Raw genomic sequence first — 16909 nt, forward strand, 5'->3', positions numbered from 1 at the left:
CTCCTCCAGTACCTCGGAATCTAGGGAGACCCCCATGAAACTTTTGGGACGTTCGGCCGCGATCGCGACCGCCGGAGCGCTGCTGGCCGGCTGCGCGGGCGGGCCCGGCGGGGGCGGGGGCAAGATCAGCGACGACAAGATCGTCCTGGCGGTGCTGACCGACCAGTCCGGCGTCTACGCCGACCTGTCGGGCAAGAACGCCGTCGAGGCGGTGAAGATGGCCGTCGCCGACTTCAAGGCCAAGTACGGCGACAAGGCCGTCAGCAAGAACATCGAGGTGGTCTCCGCCGACCACCAGAACAAGCCGGAGATCGCCAACTCCAAGGCGCAGGAGCTCTACGACCGGCAGAAGGCCGACCTGATCGTGGACGTCCCGACGTCGTCGGCCGCGCTCGCCGTCGCGACCGTCGCGAAGAACAAGAAGAAGGTGTTCATCGACGTCGGCGGCGCGACGACGGAGCTGGAGGGCAAGCAGTGCAACAAGTACACCTTCCACTACGGCTACAACAGCTACATGCTCGCCCACGGGACGGGCACTGAGGTCACCAAGGACGGCGCCAAGAACTGGTACATCGTCTACCCGGACTACGCGTTCGGCCAGGACATGGAGAAGACCTTCACGGCGGCCGTGAAGGGCGCGGGCGGAACGGTCGTGAAGAGCGACCCGACGCCGTTCCCGAACGACAACTTCTCCACGTTCCTGCTGAAGGCGCCCAGCCTCGACCCCAAGCCGCAGGTGCTCGGGGCCATGCAGGCCGGCGGTGACCTGGTCAACCTGGTGAAGCAGTACAACGAGTACAAGCTGCGCGACAAGGGCGTGGGTCTCGCGGTGGGGCTGATGTTCCTCACCGACATTCACTCCCTCGGCCCGGACGCCCTCGCGGGGACGTACTTCACCGACTTCTGGTACTGGAACGCCAACGCGGGCAACCGCGCGTGGGCCGACAAGTTCAAGGCCAAGACGGGCGCCCGCCCGACGGCCGTCCACGCGGGCGACTACTCGGCCGCGCTCCAGTACCTGGAGGCCGTGCAGCGCGGCGGCACCGACAAGTCCGACGACGTGGTGAAGCAGCTCGAAGGCCACAAGGTCAACGACGTGTTCACCTCCACCGGCACGGTCCGCGCCGAGGACCACCTGCTCGTCCACGACGCCTACATCGCGCAGGTGAAGCCGTCCGCCGAGGTCAAGGAGCCGTGGGACTACGAGAAGATCGTCAAGACGATCCCGGCCGCCGAGGCGTTCCAGCAGCCCGACGCCGCCTGCTCCCTCTGAGGCGGGTCCGACGTGCTGCAACAGGCGTTCAACGGCCTGGTGGGCGGGGCGTTCTACGCCCTGCTCGCCCTCGGCCTCGCCGTCATCTTCGGAATGCTCGGGGTCGTCAACTTCGCCCATGGCGCGTTCTACATGCTGGGCGCGTTCGGGGCGTTCATCGCGCTGGACTCGCTCGGGCTGAACTTCTGGCTGGCGCTGCCGCTCGTCCCCGTCGTGCTGGGGCTGCTGGGCGTGGTGCTTGAGCGGTTGTTCATCCGGCGGCTGGCGCCGCTGGATCCGCTCTACAACTTCCTGTTCACCTTCGGTCTGGCGCTCATCTTGCAAGACCTGGTGAAACGGCAGTACGGCGTGCAGTCGCAGCCTTACCCGAGGCCGTCCGCGCTGGACGGGTCGATCAACCTGGGGCTGTTCAGTTACCCCGCCTATCAGGTGTTCGTGCTGGCGGTGTCCGTGCTGGTGTGCGGTGGAGTGTGGGTGGTATTGACCCGCACCCGGGTGGGGATGATCGTGCGGGCGGCGACCGAGAAGCCGGAGCTGTCGCGGGCGCTGGGCATCGACGTGGGCCGCTGGGTCACGCCGGTGTTCGGGTTCGGGATCGCGCTGGCGGCGTTCGCCGGCGTGCTGGCCGCGCCCATGCGCGCCGTCAATCCGCTGATGGGCTCCGACCTCATCATCACCGTGTTCGCCGTGGTCGTGATCGGCGGGCTGGGGTCGGTGTTCGGGTCGGTCGCGGCCGGGTTCGCCGTCGGGCTGGTGTCGGCGCTGGGCAACTACTACGTCCCGTCGCTGTCGCAGACCCTGGTGTTCATCCTGATGGCGGCCGTGCTGCTGTGGCGGCCCGCCGGCCTGTTCGGACGCGAGGAGGCATTGTGATCCTCTCCAGGCTCGCCGGACGGCCCGTCCTGCTCGCCGCCGGGCTGCTGGCCGCGCTCGCCCTGCCCTGGTTCGTCTATCCGCCGGTCGCGCTCGACATCGCCTGCTGGGCGCTGTTCGCCGCCGCCGTTGACCTCCTGCTCGGCTTCACCGGCCTCCTGTCGTTCGGCCACGCCGCCTTCTGGGGCGGATCGGCCTACTGCACCGGCCTGATCGCCCTGCACTCCGGGCTGCCGTTCCCCGTAGCGATCATCGGCGGTGCGGTGTTCGCGGCGCTGCTGGCCGTCCCGATCGGTTTCCTGTCGGTGCGGCTGACCGGGATCTACTTCGCGATGGTCACGCTCGCCTTCGCGCAGATGATCTACTTCATCGCCAACCAATGGCGGGACGCGACCGGCGGCGAGAACGGCCTGCAAGGCATCCCGAGAGAGCTGTTCGGCCTCGACCTGTCCGATCCGTTCTTCTTCTACTACGCGGGTCTGCCGTTCGTGTTGGCCGGGCTGTTCGCCGCGTGGCGGATCGTCCGGTCGCCGTTCGGGCGGGTGCTGGTGTCCATCCGCGACAACCCGAACAGGGCCCGCGCCCTCGGCTATCCCGTCGACCGCTACAAGCTGCTGGCCTTCGTCCTGTCCGCCGGGCTCTCCGGGCTGGCCGGGGGCGTGTTCGCCATCGGCCACGGGTTCGCGTCCCTCGAAGGGGTGTACTGGACGACGTCCGGGCAGGCCGTGATGATGGTCGTCCTCGGCGGCATCGGCACCCTGTGGGGCGGCGCCATCGGCGCCGCGCTCGTCGTCCAGCTCCAGGACTACCTGGCCACCGCCGGATTCCAGGAGACCGGGATCGTCACCGGCCTGATCTTCATCGTGATCGTGCTGCTGTTCCGCCGGGGCATCTGGGGGACGGCCCGGCACCTGCGGGCGGTCCGTCAGCGGGCGACCATCCGCAGGGCCAGGCCGGCGTAGAACTCGCCGAGCCGCTCCGGGGTGTCGGGGCCGTCGAGCCGGTACCAGCGGACGAGGTCGATGCTGAGCGACAGCATCGCGCGCGTGACCCGCTTGACGTCGACCTGCGCGAACGACCCGTCGGCGACGCCGCGCGCGACGGCGTCGCGGAAGAACGCGTTGGTCCGGTGGCGCAGCTCCAGCACCTCGTCGTAGTGCTCGGCGGTGAGGCCGGTGAGCTCGAACTGGCAGACGCGGGCGGCGACGTGGTGGCGGGCGTGCCAGGCCGTGTACGCGGAGACGACCGCGCGGAGCCGGTCCGCCGCGCCGTCGGCTCCGCTGACCGACGGCTCCCGGACGTGGGCCAGCACCCGCTCGTGGCCCGCCCTGATGATCTCGTAGAGGACCAGTTCCTTCGACGGGAAGTGGACGTACAGCGCGGCCGGGCTGAGGCCGACGCCCTCGGCGATGTCGCGGGTGGTCGTGGCGTGGTAGCCGTTCGCGGCGAAGCAGCGCACCGCCGCGGTCAGCAGGCCGCGCGGCACCGCGCCGAGGTCCGCCCGCCACAGCTCGGGCGAGCGGTCGCGCAGCCGGGGGTCGTCCGCCAGGTCCCGGGCGGTGAACCGGGCCTGCCGTCTGGCCATCGCGTCCCCTCGCCTCCTCCCGGCGCGGCCGGGCGCTTGACAGCGGCATCCTACTCGGTGACTATGCGCTTACTCATTTCCCTGAGCATCAGCATGCGGAAGCGAGGGGTCGTGGCAGGGCGCAGTTTTCTCCGGCTTCTCGTGGACGGCGCACCGCTGCCCCGGTACGACGACGTCCTGCGCCGCGCGGTGGCGGACGCGGCCTCGCCCGCGGAGATCGACCATCTGCAGGCCGAGCACACGCTCGCGCTCCGGCTGCGCGACACGCTGGAGAAGCAGCACGCCCGCCAGGAGCAGCAGCGCGCGCTGGTCGAGTGCGCGACGGAGCTGGCGGAGGACCGCGGCGACCCCGACGCGATCCTCACCCTGATCGTGAGCCGGGCGCGGCGGCTGCTCGGCTGCGACATGGCCTACCTGAGCCTGAACGACGACGCGGACCGGTCGACGCGGATGCGGGTGATGGTCGGCGCGACGTCCTCGGCGTGGAAGGACGTCCGGATCCCGTTCGGAGTCGGGGTCGGCGGCCGGGTCGCGGCCACCGGAACGCCGTTCTCGACGTCCGACTACTTCAGCGACGAGCGGCTGGCGCACGATCCCGCCGTGGACGCCTCGGTCCGCGCGGAGCGGCAGGTGTCGATCGTCGGGGTGCCGCTGCGCGCGGGCGCCGTCCTCGGCGTGCTCTTCGCGTCCAACCGCAGCCCCGGGCCGTTCCCGCACGACGCGATCGCGCTGCTCGGCTCGTACGCCGTCCTCGCCGCGACCGCGATCGAGCAGGCGCGGTCGAGGCACGGCAAGGACCAGGAGCTCGCGGCGCTGCGGCTCGCGAACGCGGCGCTGCGCCGGCGGACGGTCGCGGAGGAGCGGGCGTTCGCGGCGCACGACCGCACCATGGACATCGTGCTGCGCGGCGGCGGCGTGCAGGAGGTCGTGACCGCGGCGGGCGACCAGCTCGGCGGCGTGCTCGCGGTGTTCGACGAGTTCGAGCAGCCCGTCGCCTGGACGCCGGGCGCGTCCGACGAGGCGCTGAAGGAGATGTCGGCCGCGGCGGGCGGCGGCCTCGGCGGGCCGGGCGGCGGCGTCCACGACGGGACGTACTGGGCGACGGGCCTGGAGGCGGGCACCGAGCGGCTCGGCGCGCTGGTGTGGGCCCCGCCGGACGCGTCCGCCGGGATCGGCGACCTGGACGGGCGGCTGCTCGGCCGCGCGGCCGTCGTCGCGTCCCTGCTCCTGCTGTTCGGCCGCAACCTCGCCGCCGCGGAGGCCAGGGTGCGCGGCGAGCTGCTCGACGACCTGCTCACGCCGAACCCCCGCACGTACTCCTCACTGGCCGAGCGCGCGCTGCGGATCGGCTACCAGCCGCAGAAGCGGCACGCCGTGGTCGTCGCGCACATCCGGGCGGAGAACCGGCGGAGCCTCGCCTCCGCGGCGTCGGACCTCGCCGCCGCCCGCGACGGGCTGAGCACCGTGCGAGACGGGCGGGCCGTGCTGGTCGTCCCGTCCGACGACCCGTCGCTGACGGGCCGCCGGATCTCGCGTTCGCTGGCGGCGCGGCTGGGGTCGCCGGTCACGGTCGGCGCCGCCGGCCCGGTGGACGACCCGGCCGACCTGCCCGCCGCCTACGCCGAGGCGCTGGCCTGCGCGCACGCCCTGCTCCGGCTCGACCGCGCGGGCACCGCCGCCACGGCCGGCGACCTCGGCTACGCGGGGCTGCTGCTCGGCGACGGCGCGTCCGCGACCGGGTTCGTGGAGCGGACGCTCGGCCCGGTCATCCAGCACGACGAGCAGCGCGGGGCGATGCTGATGGAGACCCTCGGCACCTACTTCGCCACCGGGCAGAGTCTCGTCGCCAGCGCGAAGCGGCTCCACATCCACCCGAACACCGTCACGCAGCGCCTCGACCGGGTCAAACGCCTGCTGGGCGTCGACTGGAACAGCCCGGAGCACACCCTCGAAGTGCAGCTCGCGCTGCGGCTGCACCGGCTCGGCCGCGCCCTCGACGCCTGACCCGCCCCCTCGGGCCGCGCTCAGTAGCGGTTGGTCTCGGCGTCCACGGCGAGGTCCTCGTCGATCTGCTCGGCGGACACGCCCTCGAGGTCGACCTGGTCCTTGATGATGCGGCCGAGCGTCGGCAGCTTCGCGCGGTCCGGCCAGGTCTCGGGCTGCCACAGGGACGAGCGCAGGAACGCCTTCGCGCAGTGCATGTAGAGCTCCTCGACCTCGACGAGGAGGGCGAGGCGGGGCCGCCGGCCCTTGATCGCCAGGTCGTCGAAGAACGGGGCGTCCGACACGATCGTCGCGCGGCCGTTCACGCGCAGCGTCTCGTTCATCCCCGGCACGAGGAACAGCAGCCCGACGTGCGGGTTGCGCAGCACGTTGCGGAACCCGTCGACGCGGTGGTTGCCGGGGCGGTCGGCGATCGCGAGGCGGTGGTCGTCCAGCACCAGGACCGACCCGGCCGGGTCGCCCTTGGGGGAGACGTCGCAGGTGCCCTCCGCGTCCGACGTCGCCAGCAGGACGAGCGGCGAGTGCGCGATCAGCGTGCGCGCGTGCTCGTCGATGCGGCCGATGTCCTTGTCCCAGATGACCTGCGACGGCTCCCGCACGATCTCCCGGAGCTCGGCCTCGCTCCGCACCGCGCGAATCTCAGAGGGCTGCATCCGACGAACTATAAGGTAAGGCTAACCAAAAGGGAGGGTCGAGGCCGTGGAGGAGACCCGCACGCTGCCCGCCCTCGCCGCCGGGCCGGTCGAGATGCCGTTCGCCATCATGTGCTGGAGCGAGGACTTCGACCGCGACGTCACCTGGAACGAGCACTCCCACCCCTTCCACGAGCTGCTGTGGAACGAGCGGGGCGCGTCCACGGCCGGGGTCGGGCCCCGGGTCTGGACGATCACCCCGGCGCTCGGCCTGTGGATGCCCGCGGGCACGCTGCACTCGGGCGCCGCGGCGGCCGGCACCCGCTGCCGGGCGACGTTCTTCGGCTTCGACGCGGTGTCCCCGATCTCCGCGACGCCGGTCGCGGTGGAGATCACCCCGCTGCTGCGGCTGCTGCTGGAGCGGCTCGCCGAGCCGGGCCTGCCGGCCGGGTCGCGGGCGGTGACCGAGGCCATGGTGCTCGACGTGCTCACCCCGTCCGAGCACGAGCTGCTGCTGCGGATGCCGACGTCGGAGCTGCTGCGCCCGATCGCCGACGCGGTCCGCGCCGACCCGGGCGACCGGCGGACGCTGGCGGACTGGGCGTCCCGCCTCGGCGTGAGCCGCCGCACCATCACCCGCGCGTTCAACGCCGAGACCGGCACCAGCTTCGGGCGGTGGGTCGCGATCGCGCGGGCGCGGCACGCGGTGGCGCTGCTGAGCCGCGGCTGGGAGATCGAGGCCGTGGCGGAGGAGGTCGGCTACCACTCCGTCAGCGCGTTCGGCGCGGCGTTCCGGCGGGCGACCGGGCTGACCCCGGGGACGTTCCGGGGGCGGTGAGCTCGGCTCTGTCCGCGGCTCCGTCCGCGCCCGCGTGTCCCGATCGCGATAACGGGTGTCCCAAACGGGTGATTGCGACATTCTGCCCCTCCGCTCTAGGGTTCCGAGCCAAGGCAAGGCTTACCTAACTAATTCCCGGCCTGCCGCTTTCCCGACAGTGGAGTACGGAGTGAAACGTCTGCACAGCCTTCGCATCGCCGCCGCGGTGGCCGTCCTGGTGGGCGGCCTCGCGGCCTGCGGTGACTCGTCCGAGACGGCCAAGGAGGCGGGCGCGGGCGGCGGGTCGAGCAGCGCCTTCCCGATGACGGTCGAGCACGCGCTCGGCACGGCCACCATCAAGGCGAAGCCGACGCGGGTCGCCACCGTCAACTGGGCCAACCACGAGGTGCCGCTGGCCCTCGGCGTCGTCCCGGTCGGCATGGCCGCCGCGAACTTCGGCGACGACAACGGCGACGGCGTCCTGCCGTGGGTGGAGAAGCGCCTCAAGGAGCTGAACGCCAAGACGCCCGTCCTGTTCGACGAGACCGACGGCGTCGACTTCGAGGCCGTCGCCGACACCAAGCCGGACGTCATCCTCGCCGGCTACTCGGGCCTGACCAAGCAGGACTACGACACCCTCAGCCAGATCGCCCCCGTCGTCGCCTACCCGGACGCGCCCTGGGCGACGCCGTGGCGCGAGGTCGTGCGCATGAACGCCAAGCCGCTCGGGCTCGCCGCCGAGGGCGAGAAGCTCATCACCGGCATCGAGGGCGACATCAAGACGGCCATCGCGAAGTACCCGCAGCTCAAGGGCAAGTCGGCGATGTTCATGACGCACCTCGACCCGAACGACGTCAGCCAGATCGGCTTCTACACGACGCACGACACCCGCACGCTGTTCTTCGAGGACCTCGGGATGACGTTCCCGAAGAGCATCGTGGACGCGTCCAAGGGCACCGACAAGTTCGCGCTGACCCGCAGCTCCGAGCAGATCGACATCTTCGACGACGTGGACATCATCGTCGGGTACGGCGACGCCAAGCTGGCCGAGAAGGTGGGCAAGGACCCGCTGCTGTCGAAGATCCCCGCGGTGAAGCGCGGCTCGATGTACCTGATGTCGGGCACCACCCCGGCGGGCACCGCCGCCAACCCGACCCCGCTCGCGATCTCCTGGGTCCTGGAGGACTACGTGAAGGCCCTGGCCGCGGCAGCGGACAAGGTCAAGTGACGACGGTCGCGACCGAACGTCCGCCGGACGCCGCGCTCGTGCGGCGTCCGGCGCGCGTGCGCGTGCTGGGGCTGGTCGCCGCGGGCGCGGTCCTCGCCGCCGTGATGGCGGCCTCCGTCGTGCTCGGCTCGCGCGACGTCTCGCTCGCCGACGTCTGGGCCGCGCTCGGCGGCGCGGACGACACCCTCGAACGGGCCGCCGTCGCCAAGCGGATCCCGCGCACGCTGCTCGCGGTGCTGCTCGGCGCCGCGCTCGCCCTGTCCGGCGCGGTCATGCAGGGCGTGACCCGCAACCCGCTGGCCGACCCCGGCATCCTCGGCGTCAACATGGGCGCGTCGCTCGCCGTCGTCGCCGCCGTCGCCTACTTCGGGCTCACCTCCCCGGTCGGGTACATCTGGGTCGCGATGGCGGGGGCCGCGGTGACGGCGGTGTTCGTCTACGGGGTCGGGTCGCTCGGGCGCGGCGGCGCCACGCCCCTCAAGGTCGCGCTCGCCGGCGCCGCGACGTCGGCGGCGTTCGCGTCGCTGGTCAGCGCCGTCGTGCTGCCCCGCAACGACATCGCCGGGGGCTTCCGGCTGTGGCAGGTCGGCGGGGTCGGCGGCGCGTCCTACGAGCGCATCGGGCAGGTGCTGCCGTTCCTGCTCGCCGGGTGCGCGGTGTGCCTGCTGTCGGCGCGGTCGCTGAACTCGCTCGCGCTGGGCGACGAGGTCGCGGCCGGGCTCGGCGAGCGCGTCGCCCTCATCCGCGTCACGGCCTCGCTGGGCGCCGTCGTGCTGTGCGGCGCGGCGACCGCCGTCGCCGGGCCGATCGCCTTCGTCGGCCTCATCGTCCCGCACGCCTGCCGGCTGCTCGTCGGCGTCGACCACCGCTGGCTGCTCCCCGCCTCCGTGCTCGCCGGCGCCGCGCTGCTCACCGCGTCCGACGTGGTCGGCCGCGTGGTGGCGCGGCCCCAGGACATCGAGGTCGGCATCGTCACGGCGGTCATCGGCGCGCCGGTCTTCATCCACATCGTCCGCCGCCAGAAGGTGCGTGAGCTGTGACCGCACTCGTCCCCGCCCCCGCCGCCGTCCGGGCCGTCGCGAGCGGCCGCCGCCGGCGCGCCGCCCGGCGCCGCGCCCTCGTCGGGACGCTGGCGGCGCTGGTCGTCGCGGGGTTCGCCGTCACGCTGATGGTCGGGCAGACGTTCTACCCGCCCGGCGACGTGCTCCGCGTGGTCTTCGGCGAGCAGGTGCCCGGGGCGTCGTTCACGGTCGGACGGCTCCGGCTGCCGCGCGCCGTCCTCGCCGTCGCCGCCGGGTTCGCGTTCGGGCTCGGCGGCGTCACCTTCCAGACGCTGCTCCGCAACCCGCTGGCGAGCCCCGACATCATCGGGATCAGCGCCGGGGCGAGCGCCGCCGCGTCCATCGCGATCGTCGTGTTCTCCCTGGGCGGGACGCGGGTGTCGGTGTTCGCGATCGTCTCCGCGCTGGGCGTCGCCCTGCTGATGTACGTGCTGGCGTTCCGGGACGGCGTGGTCGGCACGCGGCTCATCCTGATCGGCATCGGGGTCGCCGCGATGGGCGACGCCGTCACCTCCTACGTGCTGTCGCGGGCGGGGGAGTGGGACCTCCAGGAGGCCACGCGCTGGCTGACGGGCAGCCTCAACGGCACGACGTGGGAGCAGGTCGTGCCCACCGTCGCGGCGCTGGCCGTCCTCACGCCCGCGCTGCTGTTCCTCGCGCGGGACCTGTCGGCGCTGCGGCTCGGCGACGACACCGCGTCCGCGCTCGGGGTCCGCGTCGAGCGCACCCGCGTCGCCGTGATCGTCGCCGCCACCGGCCTGATCGCGTTCGCCACGGCGGCGGCCGGGCCGATCGCGTTCGTGGCGTTCCTGTCCGGGCCGATCGCGGCCCGGCTGATCGGGACCGGCGGCTCCCTGCTGCTGCCCGCCGGGCTCGTCGGCGCCCTGCTCGTGCTGACCGGCGACTTCATCGGCCAGTTCGCGTTCGACACCCGCTACCCGGTCGGCGTCGTCACCGGCGTCCTCGGCGCGCCGTACCTCGTCTACCTGATCGTCCGCACCCACCGTGCCGGAGGCTCGCTGTGACCACGTCCCACTCCCTGGCGGCCGAGGGCCTCAGCCTCGGCTACGGCGACCGCGCCGTCATCGACTCCCTCGACCTGGCCGTGCCGCCCGGCGAGATGACGGTCATCGTCGGCGCGAACGCCTGCGGGAAGTCGACGCTGCTGCGCTCCCTGTCCCGGCTGCTCGCGCCCCGCACGGGCCGGGTCGTGCTGGACGGCCGGGAGGTGCACCGCATGCCCGCCAGGGAACTCGCCCGCACGCTCGGGCTGCTGCCGCAGTCGCCGGTCGCGCCCGAGGGCATCACCGTGCTCGACCTCGTCAGCCGGGGCCGCCATCCCCACCAGGGCATCTTCTCCCGGTGGAAGTCCGAGGACGACGCCGCCGTGGCCGCCGCCCTGGAGGCCACCCGCACCGCCGACCTCGCCGACCGGGCCGTGGACGAGCTGTCCGGCGGGCAGCGCCAGCGGGTGTGGATCGCGATGGCGCTGGCCCAGCAGACCGACCTGCTGCTGCTGGACGAGCCCACCACCTTCCTCGACGCCAGCCACCAGATCGAGGTGCTGGACCTGCTGACCGACCTGAACCGCGACCGCGGCACCACGATCGTGATGGTCCTGCACGACCTCAACCTCGCCGCCCGCTACGCCGACCACCTCATCGCCCTCGCCGGCGGGCGGCTGCACGCCTCCGGCGCTCCGGCCGACGTCCTCACCGAGGAGGTCGTGCGCACCGTCTTCGACCTGGACAGCCGCATCATGGAGGACCCGGTGTCCGGACGGCCGCTGATGCTGCCCATCGGCCGGCACCACGCCCGCCCCGCCGCGATGCGGTCGGACGGCTAGGCAGAGCGCGCAGTCGGCCGCTGCTCATCTCCCCTCGTGAGCCGTCGGCATCGATCCACTCGGCCGTAGGGATCCGGCGGGCCCGGTGTGCTCCTCTGGGTGGCCGGCCCCTCGGGCGGCGCGGATGCGGCGCCGCTCGCTCGGCGTCGTCCCGGCCCAGATGCCGTGCGGCTCCCCGGTGGCCAGGGCCCAATCCAGGCACGGGCCGGCGACGGGGCACGCGGCGCACAGCCGGCGGATCGGTGCGATCTGCGCCGTGTACACCGCCTCCCGGGACACCGGGAAGAACAGTTCGGGGTCGAGCGACCGGCACGACGCCGACTCGGACCAGTGCTTCGTCATCGTTGCTCCAGGGCCGTTCACGTGTGGGCGAACATCAACGGTCGCCGGGACGGGGGCCGGGCGGCACCCGGGTGGACGACTGGGAGGAACCCTGGACGGCGTCCGGCCCGGGGGCGGGCGCGGCGGCCGGTGATCGTCGCGGATGTGTCACGGGTGCCCGCCCTATCCGGTCGATGTGACGTGATGCCCCGTCCAGGCGGGGCGGCCGGAGTGGGGATGGCGGAGGTGCAGCCTTGTGGACAGCATGAGCCGGATGACGGTGGACGAATGGCCTGAGGCCGAGTCGCCACTGGGGCCGCGGACGGGATGGCGGGGGCTCGTCCGCGTGCGGGCGGACCTCCCCGCGGTCGCCTCGGACGTGCAGGTCAGCTGGGGTGACGGCGGCTCCCGCCAGGTGCTGCAGGGGCGCCGGGAGGAGCGCGAGCGGCTCGCCGAGGTGCTCGACGCCGCCCGCGGCGGCGAGAGCCGGACCCTGGTGCTGGCAGGCGAGCCGGGCGTGGGCAAGACGGCGCTGCTGAACCACCTGGCCGCGCAGGCCCGCGGGTTCGAGGTCTCGCGCGTCGCCGGCGTCCAGGCGGAGATGAAGCTCGCGTTCGCCGGGCTGCACCGGCTGTGCGCGCCGATGGCCGGCCGGCTCGCCGGCCTGCCCGCGCCGCAGCGCGACGCGCTGCGGACCGCGTTCGGCATGAGCGCCGGACCCGAGCCCGACCACTTCCTCGTCGGGCTGGCCGTGCTCGGGCTGCTGGCGGAGACGTCGCGGGACAAGCCGCTGCTGTGCCTCGTGGACGACGCCCAATGGCTCGACCCGGCGTCGCTGGAGGTCCTGGCGTTCGCCGCCCGGCGGCTGCGGAACGACGCGGTGGCGATCGTCCTCGCGAACCGCGTGCCCTGCTCGGCGCCCGCGCTGACGGGGCTGCCGGAGCTGGTGGTCGCCGGGCTGGCCGTCCAGGACGCGCGGGCGCTGCTGTCGGCGGCCGTGCCGGGCCCCTGGGACGCTCAGGTGCTGGAGCGGATCGCCGAGGAGACGGGCGGCAACCCGCTGGCGCTGCTGGAGATGGCGGGCGAGGCGTCGGCGGCGGAGTTCGCGGGCGGGTTCGGCCCGCCCGGACCCGGCGCCGCCGACGGCCGGATCCAGGACATCTACCGGCGGCGGGTGGCGCGGCTCGCGCCCGGCACGCGGATGCTGCTGCTGGTTGCGGCGGCGGAGCCGGGCGGCGACCCGGTGCCGCTGTGGCGCGCCGCCGACCGGCTCGGCATCGCCATCGAGGCGGTGACCCCGGCGGTGGCGGCCGGGCTGTGCCACATCGGCGACCGGGTCCGGTTCCGGCATCCGCTGGTGCGCTCGGCCGCCTACTGGACGGCGTCGCCTCAGGAGCGCAGCCGCGCGCACGGCGTGCTGGCCGAGGTCACCGACCCCGGCGCCGACCCCGACCGGCGCGCCTGGCACGCCGCGCAGGCCGCCGTCACCCCCGCCGAGGACCTCGCGGCCGGGCTGGAGGACGCGGTCGGCCGGGCCCGCGCGCGCGGCGGCGCGGCCGCGGCGGCGGCGTTCCTGACCCGCGCCGTCGAGCTGACCCCGGACCCGGCCCGGCGCCGGGACCGCGCCCTGGCCGCGGCGCGGGCGGCGCACCAGGCCGGGGCGGCGCGCGCCGCGTCGCGGATGCTGTCCATCGCCGAGGCGGGCACGCTCGACCGGGGCCGGCGCGGCCGGGCCGAGCTGCTGCGCGCCCGGATCGCCGTCACCACCGACCCCGGCGCCGCGGCCCCGCTGCTGCTCACGGCCGCCCGGCGGCTCCGGGCGCAGGACGCGCCGCTCGCCCGCGACGCCCATCTGGAGGCGATCGGCGCGGCCATCCTCGGCGGCGGCCCGGCGGGCGGCGGTCCCGCGGCGGCGGCAGCGGCGGCGCGGTCGGCGCCGCCCCCGCCGGAGCCGCCGCGCCCGGGCGACCTGCTCCTGGACGGGATGGCGCGCTGCCTCACCGACGGCCTCGCCGCGGGGGCGGCGGCGCTGCGGACCGCGGCCGACGCCTTCCGCGCCCCGGACCTGCCGGACGAGGACGGCCTCCAGTGGGGCTGGCTCGCCGGCCTGGCCGCCGCGACGCTGTGGGACTACGGCACCTGGGACGCGCTCACCGACCGGTACGTCCGGCTCGTCCGGGGAACGGGCCGGGCGGGCGAGCTGCCGCTGGCGCTGACCGCGCGGATCGCCGCGAAGGTGCTCGGCGGCGACCTGGCCGCCGCGGCGGCGCTGGTCGCCGAGGCCGAGACGGTGTCGGAGGCGACCGGGAACGCGCGGTCGCCCTACGGCGCGCTGATGCTGGCCGCCTGGCAGGGCCGCGAGGCCGGGACGGCGGCGCTGGCCAAGGCCGTCGCCGCCGAGGCCGCCTCCCGCGGCGACGGGCACGGGCCCGTCCTCGGCGCCTGGGCCACCGCCGTGCTCTGCAACGGCCTCGGCCGATACCAGGACGCCCTGGCCGCCGTGGCCGGGTGCGCGGGCGACCGCCCGGCGGACGTCGCCACCGAGACGTGGGTGCTGCCCGAGTGCGTCGAGGCCGCCGTCCGGGGCGGCGCGCCGCAGCGGGCCGCCGCGCCGCTGCGCCGGCTCGGCGTCCTCGCGCGGACCGCCGGGACCGACTGGGCGCTCGGGCTCCACGCGCGCTCGCAGGCGCTCGCCGCCACCGGGACCACCGCCGAGGAGCACTACCTGGAGGCGATCGACCGGCTCGGCCGGACCCGGCTGCGCGGCGAGCTGGCCCGCGCCCACCTGCTCTACGGCGAATGGCTGCGCCGCCGGAGGCACCGGCGGCCGGCCCGCGAGCAGCTGCGGACCGCGCACGAGGCGTTCACCGCCATGGGCATGGGCGCCTTCGCCGAGCGGGCCGCCCGGGAGCTGTCGGCCACCGGGGAGCACGTCCGCCGGCGCGCCGCCGACACCGGCCGCGAGCTCACCGCGCAGGAGGCGCAGATCGTCCGGCTGGTCCGGGAGGGGCTGACCAACCCCGAGATCGGCGCGCGGATGTTCATCAGCCCCCGCACCGTCGAGTGGCACCTGCGGAAGATCTTCGCCAAGCTCGACGTGACCTCGCGCAAGCAGCTGCAACCGCACGCGTCCGGCGCGTAGCGGACGGCTCCGGGCACGCGGTGCGAGCCCGGCGGGTCCCACTGACCGAGACGATCCGGCCGACCCCGGCGCAAAGATCGTTTGGGTGTCGTACTGTCACCGCGTGCGTACTCTGGCGGACACCGCGAAGGCGGCCGGCGCCCGGCGGACCCGGCGGCTGATCGCCGTCCGGCACGCCCGCGCCGTGCTGGACGCGCTCGAGCAGCTCGTCTGGGGGCTGGCCACGGCCCTGCTGTCGTTCGCGGCCCTGCTGGCGTTCCTGCTGGCCGCGCCCCTGTACGCGGTGGGCGCCGGCCGTCCGCTGGCGCCGGTCTGGCCGCGCGTCGTCCGGGCCGTCGCCGAGCGGGAGCGGGCGCGGCTGTCCCGGTCGGGCCCGGAGCTGATCCCGATGGGGCCCGCGCCGAGCCGGCCGGGGGCCGTCCGCACCGACCCGGTGCTGCGGCGCGACCTGGTCTGGCTCGCGGTGCACGGCACGCTGGGCCTGTTCTTCGGCATCGTCGGGACGACCCTCGCGGTCAACGCCCTGCAGAACGTCACGTACCCGCTGTGGTGGCGGATCCTGCCGGCGGACAACGCCGCCCCGACGCTGGTCTTCTGGACGGTGCACCGGGAGCGCGACGCCCTCGCGGTCGCGGCGTTCGGCGTCCTGCTGGCCGTCGCGTTCGTGGTCGTCGGACCGGCCACGGCCCGGTTGCAGGCGTGGCCGGGCCGGCGCCTGCTGGCGCCGCCGCCCGACGCCGACCTGTCGCTGCGCGTCGCCGAGCTGTCGGCCACCCGCGCCGCCGCGCTCGACGCCCACGCGACCGAGCTGCGGCGCATCGAGCGCTCCCTGCACGACGGGGCGCAGAGCCGGCTGGTCGCCGTCTCCCTGCTGGTCGGCGCGACCCGCCGCGCGCTGGCCCGCGACCCGGCGGAGGCGGAGGCGCTGCTGGAGCGCGCGCAGGACGCCGCCGAGCAGGCGCTGGCCGAGCTCCGCGGGGTCGTGCGCGGTATCCTGCCGCCCGTCCTCGCCGACCGCGGGCTCGCGCGCGCCCTGGACGGCCTCGCCGCCGACTGCGCCGTCCCCTGCCGGGTGGACGTCGACGTCCCCGGCCGCTGCGCCGTGTCCGTCGAGGCGACCGCCTACTTCGTGACGGCCGAGGCGCTCACCAACATCTCCCGGCACAGCGGCGCCCGGCAGGCCGCCGTGGTCGTCCGCCGCAGCGGCGACCGGCTGCTGCTGCGCGTCGAGGACGACGGCGCCGGCGGCGCGGACGAGCACGCCGGCTCCGGCCTCGCCGGCATCCGGAGCCGGATCGAGGCGCACGACGGGTCCCTCGCCCTGACCAGCCCGCCCGGCGGGCCGACCGTTCTCCGGATGGAGCTGCCGTGCGGATCGTGATCGCCGAGGACGACCCGCTGCTGCGCGAGGGCATGGCCGCGCTGCTGCGCGCCGAGTCCCTGGACGTGGTGGCCGCCGCCGACGGCCCCGACTCCTTCCTCGACGCGGTCGAGGAGGGCCGCCCGGACGTCGCCATCGTCGACGTCCGGATGCCGCCGACCCACACCGACGAGGGGATCCGGGCGGCGGTCGAGGCGCGGCGCCGGCGGCCGGGGCTGGCCGTCCTCGTCCTGTCCGCCCATGTCGAGCAGGCGTTCGCGGGCGAGCTGCTCGCCGGGGGCGCCGACCGGCTCGGGTACCTGCTCAAGGAGCGGATCGGCCGGGTCGAGCAGTTCCTGGTCGCGCTGCACCGGGTCGCCGAGGGCGGCACGGCCATCGACCCCGAGGTCGTCACGCAGCTCATCACGCGGGGCCGCGCCGACACCGGGCTGGAGCGGCTGACCGGCCGGGAGCGGGACGTGCTGGCGCTGATGGCGGAGGGGCTCGGCAACACCGCCATCGCGGAGCGGCTCGTCGTCACCGACGGCGCCGTCCACAAGCACATCGGTGAACCAGAGGCGGGTGCGGTCGGGGGTCTGCCCCCGGCCGCGGAGTCCGGGTTCGCGCTCGGATGAGCTCCGATCACCGCTTCATGGTCCCATGGGGTGTCGTCGGAGTTGGCGTTGTTGACCACCAGCGCCTGGCTGATGCGTCCCGGTGAGTTGCCGCACGCGTCGCAAGGTGTGGCGGCGGGAGCGGCTCCAGTA

15 protein-coding genes are annotated in these 16909 nt (G+C 74.5%); 12 read left to right on the forward strand and 3 right to left on the reverse strand.

Features of this window, described 5'->3' with window-relative positions; translation table 11 throughout:
- Positions 1-34: 34 nt before the first annotated feature.
- The 3 genes from ETD96_RS23550 to ETD96_RS23560 are packed head-to-tail and all read left to right on the forward strand — an operon-like array spanning position 35 to position 3108.
- On the forward strand, positions 35-1273 hold the full coding sequence (locus ETD96_RS23550; protein WP_138638649.1) for an ABC transporter substrate-binding protein: 1239 nt from the start codon (positions 35-37) through the stop codon (positions 1271-1273).
- 12 nt (positions 1274-1285) lie between these two features.
- A complete protein-coding gene (locus ETD96_RS23555; protein ID WP_138638650.1) occupies positions 1286-2146 on the forward strand; it encodes a branched-chain amino acid ABC transporter permease in 861 nt (286 codons plus the stop codon).
- Positions 2143-3108 (forward strand): branched-chain amino acid ABC transporter permease, encoded by a 966-nt coding sequence (locus ETD96_RS23560; RefSeq protein ID WP_205719425.1) that lies wholly within the window; start codon positions 2143-2145, stop codon positions 3106-3108. Before ETD96_RS23555 ends, ETD96_RS23560 begins: the two co-directional genes overlap by 4 nt.
- Here the strand turns inward: ETD96_RS23560 and ETD96_RS23565 are convergent.
- Positions 3072-3731, reverse strand: a complete 660-nt coding sequence (locus tag ETD96_RS23565; protein WP_138638652.1) for a TetR/AcrR family transcriptional regulator — start codon at positions 3729-3731, stop codon at positions 3072-3074. The two genes, ETD96_RS23560 and ETD96_RS23565, sit on opposite strands and share 37 nt — an antisense overlap.
- Positions 3732-3872: 141 nt before the next feature.
- Between ETD96_RS23565 and ETD96_RS23570 the strand changes: the two genes are divergently transcribed.
- Positions 3873-5735 (forward strand): helix-turn-helix domain-containing protein, encoded by a 1863-nt coding sequence (locus tag ETD96_RS23570; protein ID WP_171069191.1) that lies wholly within the window; start codon positions 3873-3875, stop codon positions 5733-5735.
- Between the two features lie 20 nt (positions 5736-5755).
- On the opposite strand, the gene ETD96_RS23575 is transcribed toward ETD96_RS23570, so the two are convergent.
- Positions 5756-6388 (reverse strand): pyridoxamine 5'-phosphate oxidase family protein, encoded by a 633-nt coding sequence (locus ETD96_RS23575; RefSeq protein WP_138638654.1) that lies wholly within the window; start codon positions 6386-6388, stop codon positions 5756-5758.
- Between the two features lie 46 nt (positions 6389-6434).
- Here ETD96_RS23575 and ETD96_RS23580 point away from each other — a divergent pair, with 46 nt between their 5' ends.
- The 5 genes from ETD96_RS23580 to ETD96_RS23600 all read left to right on the forward strand — a co-directional run bounded on the left by ETD96_RS23580 (position 6435) and on the right by ETD96_RS23600 (position 11319).
- Entirely contained in the window at positions 6435-7205 is a 771-nt protein-coding gene (locus ETD96_RS23580; RefSeq protein ID WP_240808076.1) for a helix-turn-helix transcriptional regulator, read from the forward strand.
- A gap of 169 nt (positions 7206-7374) precedes the next feature.
- Positions 7375-8412 carry an iron-siderophore ABC transporter substrate-binding protein gene (locus ETD96_RS23585; protein WP_240808078.1) on the forward strand — a complete coding sequence of 346 codons (1038 nt, stop codon included), beginning with the start codon at positions 7375-7377 and terminating at the stop codon, positions 8410-8412.
- Complete coding sequence (locus tag ETD96_RS23590; protein ID WP_138638655.1) at positions 8409-9452, forward strand: FecCD family ABC transporter permease; 1044 nt, start codon at positions 8409-8411, stop codon at positions 9450-9452. Before ETD96_RS23585 ends, ETD96_RS23590 begins: the two co-directional genes overlap by 4 nt.
- The gene (locus ETD96_RS23595) at positions 9449-10498 is read left to right on the forward strand and encodes a FecCD family ABC transporter permease (RefSeq protein ID WP_138638656.1); all 1050 of its coding nucleotides are present in this window, start codon (positions 9449-9451) and stop codon (positions 10496-10498) included. The genes ETD96_RS23590 and ETD96_RS23595 overlap by 4 nt, the downstream gene beginning before the upstream one ends.
- The gene (locus ETD96_RS23600; RefSeq protein WP_138638657.1) at positions 10495-11319 is read left to right on the forward strand and encodes an ABC transporter ATP-binding protein; all 825 of its coding nucleotides are present in this window, start codon (positions 10495-10497) and stop codon (positions 11317-11319) included. The genes ETD96_RS23595 and ETD96_RS23600 overlap by 4 nt, the downstream gene beginning before the upstream one ends.
- A 24-nt stretch (positions 11320-11343) precedes the next feature.
- Here ETD96_RS23600 and ETD96_RS23605 read toward each other — a convergent pair whose 3' ends face one another.
- Positions 11344-11661, reverse strand: a complete 318-nt coding sequence (locus tag ETD96_RS23605) for a WhiB family transcriptional regulator (protein WP_138638658.1) — start codon at positions 11659-11661, stop codon at positions 11344-11346.
- A 253-nt stretch (positions 11662-11914) separates the two neighbouring features.
- On the opposite strand from ETD96_RS23605, the gene ETD96_RS23610 reads away from it, so the two are divergent.
- The 3 genes from ETD96_RS23610 to ETD96_RS23620 all read left to right on the forward strand — a co-directional run bounded on the left by ETD96_RS23610 (position 11915) and on the right by ETD96_RS23620 (position 16777).
- Positions 11915-14782: a helix-turn-helix transcriptional regulator gene (locus ETD96_RS23610; RefSeq protein WP_138638659.1), complete on the forward strand. Its 2868-nt coding sequence runs from the start codon at positions 11915-11917 to the stop codon at positions 14780-14782.
- Positions 14783-14885: 103 nt separating this feature from the next.
- Positions 14886-16163: a sensor histidine kinase gene (locus ETD96_RS23615; protein WP_240808086.1), complete on the forward strand. Its 1278-nt coding sequence runs from the start codon at positions 14886-14888 to the stop codon at positions 16161-16163.
- Entirely contained in the window at positions 16151-16777 is a 627-nt protein-coding gene (locus ETD96_RS23620; protein ID WP_138638660.1) for a response regulator transcription factor, read from the forward strand. Before ETD96_RS23615 ends, ETD96_RS23620 begins: the two co-directional genes overlap by 13 nt.
- Positions 16778-16909: the final 132 nt, after the last annotated feature.

It is taken from the genome of Actinomadura geliboluensis (assembly GCF_005889745.1).
GTDB lineage: Bacteria > Actinomycetota > Actinomycetes > Streptosporangiales > Streptosporangiaceae > Spirillospora > Spirillospora geliboluensis.